Source organism: Amycolatopsis sp. NPDC004772, assembly GCF_053601215.1.
Genome location: NZ_JBSGBK010000005.1, coordinates 103,100 through 117,593 on the forward strand (window position 1 = coordinate 103,100; position 14,494 = coordinate 117,593).

19 protein-coding genes are annotated in these 14,494 nt (G+C 72.2%); 4 read left to right on the forward strand and 15 right to left on the reverse strand.

Going from position 1 to position 14,494, the window contains the following annotated elements; translation table 11 throughout:
• Positions 1 to 10 precede the first annotated feature (10 nt).
• The 6 genes from ACWEF6_RS05090 to ACWEF6_RS05115 form a co-directional block, all read right to left on the reverse strand.
• Positions 11 to 484 carry a bifunctional nuclease family protein gene (locus tag ACWEF6_RS05090; protein ID WP_004559569.1) on the reverse strand — a complete coding sequence of 158 codons (474 nt, stop codon included), beginning with the start codon at positions 482 to 484 and terminating at the stop codon, positions 11 to 13.
• Between the two features lie 216 nt (positions 485 to 700).
• Complete coding sequence (ftsR, locus tag ACWEF6_RS05095) at positions 701 to 1,447, reverse strand: transcriptional regulator FtsR (RefSeq protein WP_449681723.1); 747 nt, start codon at positions 1,445 to 1,447, stop codon at positions 701 to 703.
• Complete coding sequence (garA, locus tag ACWEF6_RS05100; protein ID WP_004559567.1) at positions 1,444 to 1,908, reverse strand: glycogen accumulation regulator GarA; 465 nt, start codon at positions 1,906 to 1,908, stop codon at positions 1,444 to 1,446. Before garA ends, ftsR begins: the two co-directional genes overlap by 4 nt.
• A gap of 114 nt (positions 1,909 to 2,022) precedes the next feature.
• Complete coding sequence (gene gcvH, locus ACWEF6_RS05105; RefSeq protein ID WP_013226819.1) at positions 2,023 to 2,409, reverse strand: glycine cleavage system protein GcvH; 387 nt, start codon at positions 2,407 to 2,409, stop codon at positions 2,023 to 2,025.
• A gap of 89 nt (positions 2,410 to 2,498) precedes the next feature.
• Positions 2,499 to 3,113, reverse strand: a complete 615-nt coding sequence (locus tag ACWEF6_RS05110; RefSeq protein WP_449681724.1) for a CDP-alcohol phosphatidyltransferase family protein — start codon at positions 3,111 to 3,113, stop codon at positions 2,499 to 2,501.
• Between the two features lie 436 nt (positions 3,114 to 3,549).
• Positions 3,550 to 3,756: a hypothetical protein gene (locus ACWEF6_RS05115; RefSeq protein WP_310973026.1), complete on the reverse strand. Its 207-nt coding sequence runs from the start codon at positions 3,754 to 3,756 to the stop codon at positions 3,550 to 3,552.
• Positions 3,757 to 4,033: 277 nt separating this feature from the next.
• Between ACWEF6_RS05115 and ACWEF6_RS05120 the strand changes: the two genes are divergently transcribed.
• The gene (locus ACWEF6_RS05120) at positions 4,034 to 4,537 is read left to right on the forward strand and encodes a hypothetical protein (protein ID WP_449681725.1); all 504 of its coding nucleotides are present in this window, start codon (positions 4,034 to 4,036) and stop codon (positions 4,535 to 4,537) included.
• Positions 4,538 to 4,560: 23 nt separating this feature from the next.
• Positions 4,561 to 4,956 (forward strand): hypothetical protein, encoded by a 396-nt coding sequence (locus ACWEF6_RS05125; protein ID WP_449681726.1) that lies wholly within the window; start codon positions 4,561 to 4,563, stop codon positions 4,954 to 4,956.
• Positions 4,957 to 4,960: 4 nt separating this feature from the next.
• Here the strand turns inward: ACWEF6_RS05125 and ACWEF6_RS05130 are convergent, their stop codons facing one another.
• Positions 4,961 to 6,655 (reverse strand): AMP-binding protein, encoded by a 1,695-nt coding sequence (locus ACWEF6_RS05130; protein ID WP_449681727.1) that lies wholly within the window; start codon positions 6,653 to 6,655, stop codon positions 4,961 to 4,963.
• A gap of 11 nt (positions 6,656 to 6,666) precedes the next feature.
• Positions 6,667 to 7,509, reverse strand: coding sequence for a crotonase/enoyl-CoA hydratase family protein (locus ACWEF6_RS05135; RefSeq protein ID WP_449681728.1), 843 nt, complete (start codon positions 7,507 to 7,509; stop codon positions 6,667 to 6,669).
• 135 nt (positions 7,510 to 7,644) lie between these two features.
• Between ACWEF6_RS05135 and ACWEF6_RS05140 the strand changes: the two genes are divergently transcribed.
• Positions 7,645 to 8,520, forward strand: a complete 876-nt coding sequence (locus tag ACWEF6_RS05140; protein WP_449681729.1) for an alpha/beta fold hydrolase — start codon at positions 7,645 to 7,647, stop codon at positions 8,518 to 8,520.
• Position 8,521: 1 nt separating this feature from the next.
• The gene (locus ACWEF6_RS05145; protein ID WP_449681730.1) at positions 8,522 to 9,049 is read left to right on the forward strand and encodes an AAA family ATPase; all 528 of its coding nucleotides are present in this window, start codon (positions 8,522 to 8,524) and stop codon (positions 9,047 to 9,049) included.
• Positions 9,050 to 9,202: 153 nt separating this feature from the next.
• Here ACWEF6_RS05145 and cobA read toward each other — a convergent pair whose 3' ends face one another.
• From cobA to rpmB, 7 genes are all read right to left on the reverse strand, one after another.
• Positions 9,203 to 10,423 (reverse strand): uroporphyrinogen-III C-methyltransferase, encoded by a 1,221-nt coding sequence (gene cobA / locus ACWEF6_RS05150; protein ID WP_449681731.1) that lies wholly within the window; start codon positions 10,421 to 10,423, stop codon positions 9,203 to 9,205.
• A gap of 47 nt (positions 10,424 to 10,470) precedes the next feature.
• Positions 10,471 to 12,342, reverse strand: a complete 1,872-nt coding sequence (locus tag ACWEF6_RS05155) for a vWA domain-containing protein (RefSeq protein ID WP_449681732.1) — start codon at positions 12,340 to 12,342, stop codon at positions 10,471 to 10,473.
• Positions 12,339 to 13,400, reverse strand: a complete 1,062-nt coding sequence (locus ACWEF6_RS05160) for an ATP-binding protein (protein ID WP_449681733.1) — start codon at positions 13,398 to 13,400, stop codon at positions 12,339 to 12,341. Before ACWEF6_RS05160 ends, ACWEF6_RS05155 begins: the two co-directional genes overlap by 4 nt.
• A gap of 90 nt (positions 13,401 to 13,490) precedes the next feature.
• On the reverse strand, positions 13,491 to 13,745 hold the full coding sequence (gene rpsR / locus ACWEF6_RS05165) for a 30S ribosomal protein S18 (protein ID WP_449681734.1): 255 nt from the start codon (positions 13,743 to 13,745) through the stop codon (positions 13,491 to 13,493).
• Positions 13,742 to 14,047: a 30S ribosomal protein S14 gene (gene rpsN, locus ACWEF6_RS05170; protein ID WP_449681735.1), complete on the reverse strand. Its 306-nt coding sequence runs from the start codon at positions 14,045 to 14,047 to the stop codon at positions 13,742 to 13,744. Before rpsN ends, rpsR begins: the two co-directional genes overlap by 4 nt.
• Positions 14,047 to 14,214 (reverse strand): 50S ribosomal protein L33, encoded by a 168-nt coding sequence (gene rpmG / locus ACWEF6_RS05175; protein ID WP_003091682.1) that lies wholly within the window; start codon positions 14,212 to 14,214, stop codon positions 14,047 to 14,049. Before rpmG ends, rpsN begins: the two co-directional genes overlap by 1 nt.
• Positions 14,214 to 14,450 (reverse strand): 50S ribosomal protein L28, encoded by a 237-nt coding sequence (rpmB, locus tag ACWEF6_RS05180; RefSeq protein ID WP_003091680.1) that lies wholly within the window; start codon positions 14,448 to 14,450, stop codon positions 14,214 to 14,216. The genes rpmG and rpmB overlap by 1 nt, the downstream gene beginning before the upstream one ends.
• Positions 14,451 to 14,494: the final 44 nt, after the last annotated feature.

Here is a 14,494-nt window from a genome sequence, read left to right on the forward strand (position 1 = left end):
AGGCAAGGAATCAGGTGTCTGCTCCGCGGAAGTCTTCCGGGGAAACCGAGTCGAGGAACTCGCGGAACTTCTCGACTTCGTCTTCCTGCTCGTCCGGGATGATCAGGCCGGCTTCCTCCAGCACCGAATCCACGGCGTGGATGGGGACGCCGATCCGCAGGGCCAGCGCGACCGAGTCGCTTGGCCGGGCGGACACCCGGATGTCGCCGTCGAACACGAGCTCCGCGAAGAACGTGCCCTCCTTCAGGTCGGTGATGACGACCTGCTCGAGCTCCCGGCCGAGCGCTCCGATGACCTCTTTCAGCAGGTCATGCGTGAGCGGGCGGGCGGGGCGGACCCCCTGCTGCTCCAAGGCGATGGCGGTGGCCTCGACCGAGCCGATCCAGATCGGCAGGTACCGTTCACCCTCGGTTTCCCGCAGCAACAAGATCGGCTGATTCGCGGGCAGCTCGACCCGCACACCGACGACGCGCATTTCGCTCATCGGGCTTCGCCTCCCTCTCGTGCACACGGGCTGCAGCGCTGAACCGGCTTCACGCCCATACTCCCGACGCTACCCGTCATCCGTGCGCTGTGCTCGCTGTCCGGACTCTCTCGGTTCGCCTGCCGCAAACCCGTGCCTTCACGGTACGGCATGCGGTGCCGAACATTCAGTCATTGACATGGGACCGCAAAGAGGATCTCACTCCCCCGTTATCGATCAACACCCCGCGACGCCGCGGATTCCCGCCTTCACGAGCAGCGTGTGCAGGGTCACCGACAGTGCCGCGAGCTCCCGCACCACCTCGTCGGCCCGGGACTTGGCCTCCGGGTCGCGGTGCCGGTACACCGGCGTCACGATCTGCTCCAGCAGCCCGACCTCGCGGTCGGCCGCGGCGCGGAAGGCCCGCAGGTGTCTCGGTTCGATGCCGAATTCGGTCATCGCCTTCACCGTCCGCGCGACCAGGACCGCGTCCGGGTCGAAGAACCCGGCGGGACCGGGCCGGACCAGGCCGTACTGCTGCAGCTCGGCCAGCGCGGCCGCGTCGATGCCCGCCTGGTCCAGGAGCTCCTCCTGGGTCAGCCGCAGCTCCTTGCCCGGGGTGAAGTCGGCCGCCACGGGCAGGCCGACGTTCTCCGCCGGCGCGTCGATCGGGACCAGCCGGCGCGGCGGGCGGGGCAGCGCCGCGGCGGGCCCGGCCCCCGAGTCCGCCGCGTCCAGCTGTTCCTTGATGACCTTCAACGGGAGGTAGTGGTCCCGCTGGGCGGCCAGGACGAACCTCAGTCGCTCCACGTCCGCCGCGGCGAACTGCCGGTAGCCCGACGGCGTCCGGCCCGGCGTGACCAGGCCTTCCGCTTCGAGGAACCGGATCTTGGAGATGGTGACATCGGGGAAGTCCCCGCGCAGCTGCGCGAGGACCGCCCCGATGCTCAGTCCGTGGTTCTGTGGCCGTCCGGCCGCCGTCACTGCGCCCCCTGGCCCCCGTGCCCCGGGCCGGTCAGGAAGACCAGGCGGAACTTCCCGATCTGCACCTCGTCGCCGCCGGCGAGCACGGCCTGGTCGACCGGCTCGCGGTTGACGTAGGTGCCGTTGAGGCTGCCGACGTCGATGACGACGAACTCGCCGCCCTCACGCCGGAACTCGGCGTGCCGGCGGGAGACCGTGACGTCGTCGAGGAAGATGTCGCTGTCCGGGTGCCGCCCGGCGCTGGTGGTGTCGCGGTCGAGCAGGAACCGCGACCCCGCGTTCGGCCCGCGCTTCACGACCAGCAGCGCCGAACCCGGGGGCAGCGCGTCGACACCCTGGACCGGGGCTTCCGGGGCGGGCTCGCGACCTTCGGCTTCGGCCAGGAAATCGGCCCGGAAGACAGAGGTCCGCTCCGGAGACTGCTCCGGGGGAACGCCGCCGGGCCCGTCGTTCGTGCTCACCTGAGCTCTCCTCCACACATGCTGTGTTGCCAGTACTCAAGAACGTGTAGCTGCCAACGTACCGTGCCTGATCGATTCTCCGAGCCCCGGCTCCCCGAACCGGCGGAGCGGGCTTCAGCCCTTGGTCAGCGCGTCGTACGCCTCGGCTTCGAGCAGGGCTTCCAGGCCTGCCGGGTCGTCGAGCCGGATCTCGATCAGCCAGCCCTCGCCGTAGGGGTCGCTGTTGATGAGTTCCGGCGAGTCGGCGACGGCGTCGTTGACCGCGACGACCTCCCCGTCGACCGGCGCGAACAGCTCGGAGACGCTCTTGGTCGACTCGACCTCGCCGAAGACGTCGCCCGCGCTCACCTGCCGGCCGACGTCGGGCAGGTCGACGAACACGACGTCGCCGAGCTGGTCCTGCGCGTACTCGGTGATGCCGACGCGCACGAGGGTGTCCTCGCCGCGGGTGGCGACCCACTCGTGTTCCTCGGTGTAGCGAAGCTCTTCAGGAGCGGACACCGCCGGTCCCCTTTCATGCCCTCACTGGAAGTGTTGGGCGAAGTCTTACACCCACACGGCCCAGCCGCCCGCCACGGCCCGGCGGAAGCTCACTCCGCGGCATCGCCGCGCAGGGCGTTGCGCGCCTGGACGACGTAGAGGACACCGGACCAGACGTAGAGGACGGCGCCCCAGATGGTGAAGGCGTACCCGATCGGCCGAGCGATCGCGGCGACGTCCGAGCCACCCTGAGCGAGCAGCAGGAAGGGGAAGGCGTACATGAGGACGAAGGTGGCCCCCTTCCCGAGGTAGGTGACCTCGGGCGGCGCGAAGCCCCGGCGCCGGAGGGTGACGACGCAGACGCCGAGCACGGCCTCCCGCAGGACGAGCGGAACGACGACCCACCACGGGATGATGTCGCGCACGAGGAAGGCGACCAGGGTGGCGAGGATGTAGAGCCGGTCGGCGGCGGGGTCCAGCAGCTGCCCGAGCCGCGACATCTGGTTGAGCCAGCGGGCGAGCTTCCCGTCGAGCCAGTCGGTCAGCGCGCTGAAGACGAGCAGGGCGAGCGCCCAGCCGTCTTCCCGGGGGCCGAGCAGCAGCCAGAGGAAGACGGGCACCCCGGCCAGCCGCAGCAGGGAGAGGATGTTGGGGACGTTCAGGGCCTGCCGCAGCAACGACGGTTCGGCAGCCTGAGCGGCGGGTTCGGGGGCGGCTGTGCTCACGGGGCCATTAAACAGCGGGGCCGGGGCGGGGCGCCCGGTGGTGCGGTGGCCGGGTGGGGTGTGTTGCGGGGTTGACCGGAGGAGCCTGCGCGGGGCGGCGGCCGGGTTGCAGGTCGCCGCGGGCATGCGGGGCGGCCTCGTTGGCGTGGCCGGCGCGCGGGCGGCTCAGTCGGAGGGACCTGCTCGACGCGGCAGATGGCTTGCGAACTCGCCACGGCAACCAAGGCGGCCTCGCCGGCGCGGTGGCCGGGCCGCTCGACGCGGCGGCGAGCCGGCGAATATCGAAGCGCGCCTACCAGCGGGCGCCGGCGCAGCTCGGCCGGGATGCGGCCGCTGTGGCGCGGAGCTACCGGGCAGAAGCACAGCTGACCCAGATCCGGCGACCACCCCGGCAGCGAACCGCCGGGCCACCCATCGGCGCGGCCCGGCGTCACGCTCAGCTCGCGCGGTGGTGGCTCCACCCGCGCCGCTGCAGTTCAGCGCTGCTCAACGACTCGGGGCGGCCGCGGAAATCGGTGCCCATCCAGCGGGCTCGGCCGGCTCGTCCTTCGAGGACGTACGGGCGGCCGCAGCACCAGACCACGGTGCTCGGGACGGTCGGCGGACTGGACGGGTCTTCGGTGCTCACTGCGTCGGCGTTCATCGCTCTCACGGGTTCGGGACGGGGATTCGGGACGGGGAAGCTCTTCGGCCTCCACCAAGATCTTCGGCACGCGAGGCCGGATCGTTAACCGTTCCGGCCCGGATTAGACCGATCGATTCTTGATGGCAGTGGGAGGTTTCGGAGCGTGAACGGAATGTTAATCGTCCATTGTGGACACCCTTTGGGTGGCCACCGGGCCGGGGTGCCGGAGCGCTGTTGTAATCTCCGGCACACCCGTGGGCACGCCACGGGACCACAGCGGGGAGGAAGGATCGCGGTGCCCCACCCGACCACCACGAGGACGTGGCTCGCGGCCTGCCTCGCCCTGCCCGTCCTCGCCGCCTGCTCCGGGGATCCCGCCGCGCAGGCTCCCCCGGCTCCTCCGTCCGTGACGCCGCCACCCTCCGTGACGACGTCGGCCGGCACCCCGCCGCCTCCGCCCGGTACCTCCGGCAGCGAGTCCGCGCCGCCCGCCGTGACCAGGCCGTCCGGGCCGCCTCCGTCGGTGCCCGGGTCGTGCGGGACCGTCGCCGCCGCCAGCGGGCTGACCCTCTACGTCTTCGACAGCGGCGCCGCCGGGGTCAGCTGCGTCGCCGCCACGAAGCTGGTCGGCGACTTCCACCGCAAGATCGCCGGCCGCCAGGGCGCCGGCTCGAACGACGCGGTGAACGAGACCGTGGACGGCTGGCTGTGCACCTCCGGGCCGCCCGCCGCCCAGGGCGGCACCACCTGCACCAAGGGCGAGCAGACGGTCTTCGCCGCCGTCGTGCCGTCCGAATGAGTCCGATCCGATCCCGAGGGGCCATGAAGACACTCGCCTACCCCCTGCTGCTCGTCGCCGCGGCCACCGTGCTGGCCGGCTGCGGCAGCGACCCGGCGCCCGCCGCGCCCTCCTCCGAGGCGCCGGTGCCCGCCGCGGCGGCCGCCGCGGGGTCGACGGCCCCCGGCGTGCCCTGCGGCGACGTCACCGGCACGGGTGGCGCGAAGACGGCCGTCGTCGCGCACGGCAAGGTCGACTGCGCTGCGGCGACGAAGCTGCTCACGGACTACTTCGCGAAGCTGACCCCGGCCGAGGCGAACGACGCCGACGGCCCGGGCCCGGTCGTCCTCGACGAGTGGACGTGCGGCAGCGGCGCGAACGACCCCGTGACGGCGTGCTCGACCGAGGACGGCCGCCAGGTCGAGGGCACTCGCGGCTGAGCCCTCAGGACTTGAGGTCCGGGAAGTCCTCCTCGCGGAACTCGGTCCCCGCACCCCGCGCCGGGTCGCTCTCGCGGCCCCGCAGCTCGACCCGGCGGATCTTGCCCGAGATCGTCTTCGGCAGCTCCGCGAACTCCAGCCGCCGGATGCGCTTGTACGGCGCCAGGTGCTCGCGGCAGTACGCCAGGATCGACCGCGCGGTCCCGGCGTCCGGCGAGAAGCCCGCAGCCAGCACGACGTACGCCTTGGGCACCGCGAGCCGGATCGGGTCGGGGGCCGGGACGACCGCGGCCTCGGCCACCGCCTCGTGCTCGATCAGGACGCTCTCCAGCTCGAACGGCGAGATCCGGTAGTCCGACGCCTTGAACACGTCGTCGGTGCGCCCGACGTAGGTGATGTAGCCGCGTTCGTCGATCGAACCGACGTCCCCCGTGTGGTAGAAGCCGCCGGCGAAGGCCGTCGACGTGCGCTCGTCGTCGCCGGCGTAACCGGTCATCAGGCCCACCGGCCGGTGCGCGAGGTCCAGGCAGATCTCGCCCTCGGCGGCGCGTTCGCCGCTGACCGGGTCGACCAGCGCCACCACGAACCCCGGCAGCGGGCGGCCCATCGAGCCGGGCACGACGTCCTGGCCCGGCGTGTTCGCGATCTGGACGCTGCTTTCGGTCTGGCCGAAGCCGTCGCGGATGGTGACGCCCCACGCCTTCTCGACCTGGTCGATCACCTCGGGGTTCAGCGGCTCCCCGGCACCCACCACCTTGCGCGGCGGCGTCTTCAGCGCGGTCAGGTCGGCCTGGATGAGCATCCGCCACACCGTCGGCGGCGCGCAGAAGCTGGTGACGGCGCAGCGGTCCATCTGCGCCATCAGCGCGCCCGCGTCGAAGCGGCTGTAGTTGTAGAGGAACACCGTCGCCTCGGCGTTCCAGGGCGCGAAGAAGTTGCTCCACGCGTGCTTCGCCCAGCCGGGCGAGGAGATGTTCAGGTGGACGTCGCCGGGTTCCAGGCCGATCCAGTACATCGTGGACAGGTGGCCCACCGGGTACGAGACGTGCGTGTGCTGCACCAGCTTCGGCTTCGCGGTCGTGCCGGAGGTGAAGTACAGCAGCAGCGGGTCGCCGGCCTTGGTCGGGCCGTCCGGGGTGAACTCCGGGGACTCGGCGGACGCGGCCGAGTACGCGTGCCAGCCCTCGACCGGCTCCCCCACCGCGATCCGCGTGTAGCCGCCCTCGATGCCGGCGAACTTCGGCGCGTCGACCGAGCGGACGACGACGTGCTTCGCCGCGCCGCGCTCCACGCGGTCGGTCAGGTCGGCCGGCCCGAGCAGCGTCGAGGCCGGGATGATCACCGCGCCGAGCTTGATCGCGGCGAGGATCGTCTCCCACAGCTCGCCCTGGTTGCCCAGCATGAGGATGAGCCGGTCGCCGCGGCGGACGCCGAGCGAGCGCAGCCAGTTCGCCACCTGGTTGGACCGGCCGGACATCTCGGGGTAGGTCCAGCGGTTCTCGCGGCCGTCCTCCTCGACGATCCACAGCGCGTACCGCTCGGCGTTGTCCGGGTCGTGCGCGACGACGTCGAACCAGTCGATCGCCCAGTTGAACTCGTCGAACTCCGGCCACGCGAAGTCGCGGTACGCCGTGTCGTAGTCCTCGCGGTGGGCCTGCAGGTAGTCCCGCGCGACGCGGAACGCGTGGTGGACGCTCACGCTGCCTCCTTCTACTCGCCCTGGAACTCCGGCGCGCGGCGTTCCAGGAAGGCCTGGACCGCCTCGCCGAGGTCCTTGCTGGGCAGGAACGCCGAGTTCCACGCCGCGACGTACCGGAGGCCGTCGGCGACCTGGCGCTCGGTATTCGCCGCCAGTACCTGCTTCGTACCCTGCACCACCAGCGGCGGGTTCGCAGCGATCTCGCCGGCGAGTTCGCGGGCGGCCGTCAGCAGCGCCTCCTGGTCCGGGTGGACGTCGTTGACCAGGCCGATCTTCTCGGCGCGGGCGGCGTCGATGTCCTTGCCGGTGAGGGCAAGCTCGCGCAGGTGCCCCTCGCCGATGATCGAGGCGAGCCGCTGGAGGCTGCCGAGGTCGGCGACGATGGCGACGCGCACCTCGCGGACGCTGAACTTGGCGTCGGCGCTGGCCAGGCGGACGTCGGCGGCCGCGACGACGTCGACCCCGCCGCCGATGCACCAGCCCGAAACGGCCGCGACGACCGGTTTGCGGCATTCCGCGATCGAGCTGACCGCCGCCTGCAGCGACCGGACCTGGTCGAGGAACGCCGTCCGCGGGCCGGCCAGGTTGTCCCCGCCCAGCATCGGCGCCCAGTCGCCCATCATCGCGGGCAGGTCGAGGCCGTAGGAGAAGTGCTTGCCGCTGCCGGTCAGCACCACGGCCCTGACCTGCGGGTCGGCGTCCAGCGCGCGGAAGACCAGGGGCAGCTCGCGCCAGAAGTCCGGGCCCATCGCGTTGCCCTTGGAGGGGCCGAGAAGCGTCACTTCGGCCACATGGCCGGCGACGTCGACCTTGAGGGACACCAGGTCGGGCAGACTGTCAGCAGTAGCGGTCATGGGGTCATCTTGACCCATGCCCGCAGGCACCCGCCATTGGCACCTTGTCAATTGCCCTCCCGGGTCACTGTGCCGGCCCGGCCGGGGGATGCTTTCCTGGAAGAACCGGCACCGACACGGGGAGGACGGTGGGACATGAGCCCGGCCAGCGCGACCGCGATCGAGTCCGAACCCCCGTCCGCGCCGGTCCGGCGGGCCTCCCGCCCGATCGAGCTAACCGGCTCGTTCGACCACGAGGGCCACCGGCTCTGGTACACCGAGTTCGGCAGCGGCGACAAGGTCGTCGTGCTCACCCACGGGATCATGCTGACCCGCCGGATGCACGCGCCGCTCGCCCGCCGGCTGGCCCGCGCGGGCTTCCGGGTGATCACCCTCGACCTGCTCGGCCACGGCGACTCCGACCGGCCGACCGAGTCGTGGCTGTACTCGATGCCGTCCTTCGCCGAGCAGACCCTGGCCCTGCTCGATCACCTCGAGGTGGACTCCGCCGTCATCGGCGGGACGTCACTGGGCGCGAACGTCTCCCTGGAGGTGGCGGTGCAGGCACCCGCGCGGGCGCGGGGGCTGATCGTCGAGATGCCGGTGCTGGACAACGCGATCGTCGCCGGGCTGGTCACCTTCGCACCGCTGCTGATGGCGGCCCGGTTCCTGCCGTTCACCGTGCAGGCGGTGGCGCTGGCGGCGTCGGCGGTCCCGCACGGAAACCAGTGGGTCGACGTCGTCACGGACACGCTCTCCCAGCGTCCGGCCCCGATGGCGGCACTGCTGCACGGGGTGCTGTTCGGCCGGATCGCGCCGCCGAAGTCGGTGCGCCGCAAGATCTCGACGCGCGCGCTGGTGATCGGTCACCAGGGCGATCCGATCCACCCGTTCGGCGACGCGGACACCTTGGCCGTCGACATGCCGGACGCGGAGTTCGTCCAGGCCCGCAGCCCGGTCGAGCTGCGGTTCGACCCGACCCGGTTGTCGGACGCGATCCGGGATTTCGCCGCGAGCTGCTACGAGAACTGACATGCCTCTGGTGTGGGTGACCGGCAACGCGGGGGCCGGCAAGTCGGCGGTCTGCGCGCTCCTGAAGGAGCGCGGCGAGCTCGCGGTCGACGCGGACAACGAGGGTTATCACCACTGGGCGGACCGGGCGAGCGGCGAAGTCGTCACCGACCCGCCCGACCCGGTGCCGGCGGGCTGGCTCGACCGCTTCGGGTGGCGGATCAGCCGTGCGAAGGTCGAGGCCCTGGCGGCCCGGACGGCCGGCGGGGTCGCGTTCTTCTGCGGCTGCCCCGAGAACCACCAGGACGTGCGGGACCTGTTCGACCTCGTGATCTGCCTGGTGATCGACGAAGACACGCTCCGCCACCGGCTCCTCACCCGCACGTCGAACAGCTTCGGCAAGCACCCCGAGGAGCTGGCCGCGGCCCTCGCCGACAACGCCTACCACCACCCCGGCGCCACGATCATCGACGCCACCCGCCCCCTCCCCGACGTCGCCGACGCAATCCTCACCGCCGCCCGCCGGTTGCGTTCCCCCGATCTCACGTGATCAAAGCCGGATCTCGCGTGATTGAGCACGTAACTCGCGTGATTGGGCGCGTAACTCGCGGGTTCCGGCTTCAATCACGCGAGTTCCGGCCCCGATCACACGAGTCACGGCCCCAGTCACGCGAGTTCCGGCCCCAGTCACGCGGAAGTGGCGTCAGGACACCGGGGCGAGGCCGGCCACCGGGCCGATCACGATGACCGCGGGCGGGCGGACTGCGGAGGCGGCCGCGTCGGTGACCACCGTGTCCAAAGTGGAGCGGAGAGAGCGCTGGGTGCGCATCGTGCCGTCCTCGATGATCGCGACCGGGGTGTCGGCCGGGCGGCCGCCGTCCAACAACGCCTTCGCGAACTGCGGGAGGCGCTCGACGCCCATCATCAGGACGATCGTGCCGCGCATACGGGCCAGGAGCTCCCAGTCCACCAGGGACCGGTCGTCGCCGGGGGCGACGTGACCGGAGACCACCACGACTTCGTGCGCGACGCCGCGGTGGGTGACCGGGACGTCCGCGACCGCCGGGACCGCGAACGCGCTCGTGATGCCCGGGACCATCGTGACCGGGACGCCCGCCTCGGCGCAGGCCAGCACCTCTTCGAAGCCGCGGCCGAACAGGTACGGGTCGCCGCCCTTGAGGCGGACGACGAACTTGCCCTCCTTGGCGCGCTCGATCAGCGTGCTGTTGATGACGTCCTGGCTGGCCGCGCGGCCGTAGGGGATCTTCGCGGCGTCGACGATCTCGACCTCGGGCGCGAGCTCGTCGAGCAGCTCGCGGGGCGCCAACCGGTCCACCACGACGACGTCCGCGCGCGAAAGCAGCCGCCGGCCGCGGACCGTGATCAGCTCCGGGTCGCCCGGGCCGCCGCCGACCAGCGCCACGCCGGGCAGGGTGCCCTCGGGGTGCGGACGGCGGCCGTCTTCGATCGTGCCGTTGTGCAGGCCGTCGAGCATCGAGTCGCGGACCGCCGCCGAGCGCAGCGGCTCGCCGCCGGAGAGCACCCCGAACAGCAGGCCGCCGTGCCGTCCGGACGCCGGAGTCACGGCCGAACCGGACTCGCCTTCGTCGGCGCGGACGCAGAACACCCGCTCCCGCTCGGCTTCGGCGCAGACGGCGGCGTTCACGTCGGGGTCGTCCGTGCAGGCCAGCGCGTACCAGGCGTCGCGGAGGTCGCCTTCCTCGTAACGCCGTTCGTGCCAGACGAGCTCGCCCGCGTCCACCATCCCCTGCACCGACGGCGTCGTGTGCGGCGACACCAGTTCGACGCGGGCGCCCGCGCTGATCAGCCGGGGCAGCCGGCGCTGGGCCACGGAACCGCCGCCGATCAGCACGACGCGGCGGCCGCTCAGCTGCAGGCCGGAGAGGTAGTGCGGGTCGTCCATGCGCCGGAGTTTATTGGGCCGGGAGCCGCGCGCCAGCCCAGCGTGGGTCATGCCACGCGGAAGACCGGCCCGCGGGCTGCGAACGGCAGCCGCGCACCCCGCGGCACCAGGTAGGCGTGCTCCCGCCGCGGCCGGACGTGGTCGCACTGCGCGTCGGTGATGATCAGGATCGGCCCGTCCGCCGGGAAGTCCGCGGCCCGCTGCAGGAGGTCGACGCCGGGCTGCAGGATCGTCCCGCCGCGCCCGCGGACCTTGACCCGGCCCGCGATGTCCTCGACCGCGAGGTAGCCGGCGTCGTAGGCGACGGCGTCGCAGAACACCACGCGCGCCGCCGGGACGTCCCGGGCCAGCGCGTACGACGCGATCGCGCCCAGCGCCTTGCCGAGCAGCTCCGCGTTCATCGACCCCGAGGTGTCCAGCACCACGCCGAAGGTGACGCGCCGGTCGAGGCGGTCCGGCCGGACGCGGCCCGGGCGTGGGATGTCCGGCGTCGAGGACTGGCGGCGCGACGCCCGCGCGTAGCTGCGCACCGGCAGCTCCACCCGGACGTGCTCGTCGAACCAGCGGGCCAGCTGCGCGTCCCACGGCAGCGGCGGGTGGTCGAGAGCCCGGATCTCCTGCTCCAGCCCGGCCGGCAGCAGCCCGCGACCCTGCGCGCGGTGGTACTCCAGGCCCTGGGTGAGCGCCCGGCGGTAGAACTCGTCGAGGTCGACGCCCCGGGTGCGGTCGTCCCACGGCGCCGGCCGCGCGTCCCGGCGGGAGGAGCGGCGCCGGACCGCGTCCGGTGCGGACAGCCAGTCGCCGAGCACGTCCCCGGCCTCGCGCGAGCCCAGGGTCACCAGCTTCCGGGCCCGCCGGATGTCGGTGGTCAGCGTGTCGTACACCGATTCCGCGGACATCCCGGTGAGCTGCTGGTCGTGCAGGCTGCCGTGGGGCAGCTCGCCCACGCCCATCGCGACGAGCCAGCCGTTGACGACGTAGTCGCAGGCGACGTTCCAGAGGTAGGGCTCGCGGCCCAGGGCCCGCCGGTCGTGCCGCAGCGCCGCGTGCAGCATCTCGTGGGCCAGCACGAACCGCCACTCCTCGGCGGTCAGGTCGGCGGCCGGGTTGACGTAGATCTCGCCGTGCTCGGCGTCGACCGCGGCCAGGGAGATGTCCCAGGCACGGACCACCTCGGCGTCGACGACCAGGGTGAACCCGGCCGCGACCGCGCCGAGCAGCGGGAACGACGAGACGAACCAGGACAGCGCGCGGTCCCACTCCCCCGTGGCCCGCCGGTGGCGGGTCCGGCCGCGCGCGTCGGCGGCGCGTTCCATGGCCTCGGTGGCCGAGGCGATCAGGCCGCGGGCGAACCGCTCGGTCCAGGGCGTCGGCTTGCCCTGGTACTGCCGCTGCCAGCGGGACATCGGCTCGCCGAGCACCAGGCACGGCCGGCCGGTGCCCAGGTCGGCGAACGGCGCCGGGACGCCGGTTTCCCGCCAGGCGCGGGTCAGGGCCGCCTCCTCGGTGCCCGGGAGTTCGGGCAGGTCCAGCACCGCGGTCCCGACCCGCACCGCCTCCGCGAACCGGTGGACGGCGACGCAGCACGCGGCGGCGTAGACCGGGTCGACTTCGCGGCCCGGCGTGACCGCTTCCGCCTCGGCGAGCCGGTCTTCGTCGAGGTGGCCGAGGCCGAGGTGCAGCAGCAGGTGCGCGAACACCCACGCCCACTCGCCCGCCTCGGCGTCGCGGGCGCGGTTCGGCGTGATCGTCCCGCGGTCGCTGACGACGGCCCAGCCGGCGCCGGTGCTCTCGGTGCTCAGGCTCGCACCCCGGCCGAGGTGCTCGAGGACGGTGTGCGAGCGGACCTGCGCCCAGCCGTCGGCGATCGCCTTGTTCCGGCGTTCGCGGCGCTGGGCCTCGGCGCGGGCGTTGCTCATGCCCGCGCCGCCACCAGCCGCGGCAGGTCACGGGCCGCCTCGACCAGGAACCACGACGGCAGCCGCGGGTTCCCGGCTTCGTCGTCGGCGATGACCAGCTGGGCCATCTCGAGGGAGACTTCGGCCAGCTCGACCAGGAGGCTCTTCGCGCGGAAGGCGAACTGGCGCACGGCGGCCGAGGCGTGCCGCTTGTCCGCGGGCAGGTCCTTGACCAGCCGCGCGCGGAACGTCTCGGCGAGGAAGTAGAGCAGGTCGCGGTCGGCCGGCTCGGCGGGCCAGCGCGCGTCGCCCTTGAGGATCGCCTCGAGGTCGAAGGCGTGCCGGGCGACCTTGAGGTACGCGCGGAAGGCGCCGGCGTGGGCCGGGGTGAGGGTCGCGTACGCCAGCAGCGCGATCGTCTCGTCGTCGGCCGGGTCGCCCGCGGAGTGCAGGAGGTCCGAGAGCATGTGCCAGGACCGCGGCGTGGAGAACGGCTCCTCGGTCTTCGGCGGCGGGCTCCACAGGTGGTCCGGGCGCTGGGTCAGGTACTCGATCACCCACGGGTGGATGCCGTTCCCGGCGGCCCAGGCGAGCCAGTCGCCCGGCGCGGCCCGCAGGTGGACGTGCACCAGGCGGTTGACCAGGGCCGAGGCCATCGGCCGGGCCAGGGCCTGGTCGGTGGCGCGGTTGCCGGCGCCGATCACGACCGAGCCCGCCGGCAGCTCGTAGGAGCCGATGCGGCGGTCGAGGATGAGCGAGTAGAACGCCTTCTGGACGTCGGGTGCGGCGGCGTTCAGCTCGTCGAGGAACAGGCAGTACGGCTCGTCGCGGGCGATCTGCTCCGGCGGGCAGAACCGGCTGCGGCCGCCGGTGATCTGCGGGACGCCGATCAGGTCTTCGGGGGCGAGCTGGGTGCCCAGCAGCGAAACGCAGTCCAGGCCCAGCGACGCGGCGAAGTCGCGCACCAGCGAGGACTTCCCGATCCCGGGCGCGCCCCAGAGGAACACCGGCCGCACGACGGCGGTGGTGAGCAGGAGCTCGGGCAGCCGGGCGGGCGTGACCGTGAGCTGGGCGTGCAAGCGTGGACCTCCTGTGCGTCAGGACATCCTCCTGCGACGCCCCCTTTCTTACGCCCATGATCGCGCGCCACCCGGCTTCGCGCATCCGATTTAGCTCGCGCGGCCCGCGGACGGATACGGCAACAGGGCCATTTCGCGCGCGTTCTTGATCGCCGTGGCGACCTGTTTCTGTTGCTGCGGCGTCAATCCCGTCACCCGGCGGGCGCGGATCTTGCCGCGGTCGGAGACGAACTTCCGCAGCAGGTCGACGTCCTTCCAGTCGACGTGGGTGATCTTGTTGGCGTGCAACAGGTTCACCTTGCGCTTGCCCGGGCGGTCGCGGGGCGGCTTCGGCATCCGGCTCACCAGCTCGACTTCGCGACGCCGGGCAGCTCACCGCGGTGCGCGGCGTCGCGCATCTTCACCCGCGACAGCCCGAACTTCCGCAGGTACCCCCGCGGACGGCCGTCCGCGGCGTCCCGGTTGCGGATCCGCGTCGGGCTCGCGTCGCGCGGCAGCTTCTGCAGCGCGACGACCGCGTTCGCCTTCTCCTCCGGCGGCGACGCGGGCGAGGCGATGACGGCCTTCAGCGCGCGGCGGCGTTCGACGTACCGCGCGGCGATCACCTTCCGCTGCTCGTTCTTCGCGATCTTCGACTTCTTGGCCATCAGCGCTCTTCCTTGAACTCGACGTGCTTGCGCGCGACCGGGTCGTACTTGCGCAGGACCATCCGGTCCGGGTCGTTGCGGCGGTTCTTCTTGGTGACGTACGTGTAGCCGGTGCCCGCGGTGGACCGCAGCTTGATGATCGGCCGGACGTCGGTGCTCTTCGCCATTACAGCTTCACCCCCTTCGCCTTCAATTCGGCGACGACGGCCTCGATGCCGCGCTTGTCGATCGTCTTCATGCCCTTGGCGGACACGCGCAGCCGCACCCAGCGGCCTTCGCTCGGCACGAAGTAGCGCCGGTTCTGCAGGTTCGGCTCCCACCGCCGGGACGTGCGGCGGTGGGAGTGCGAGACCTGCTTGCCGTAGCCCGGCTTGCGGCCGGTGACCTGGCACACGGCGGACAAAGGCCCTCCCGAGTTGATAGTGGTTTTCGTTTTCAGTTACTGTA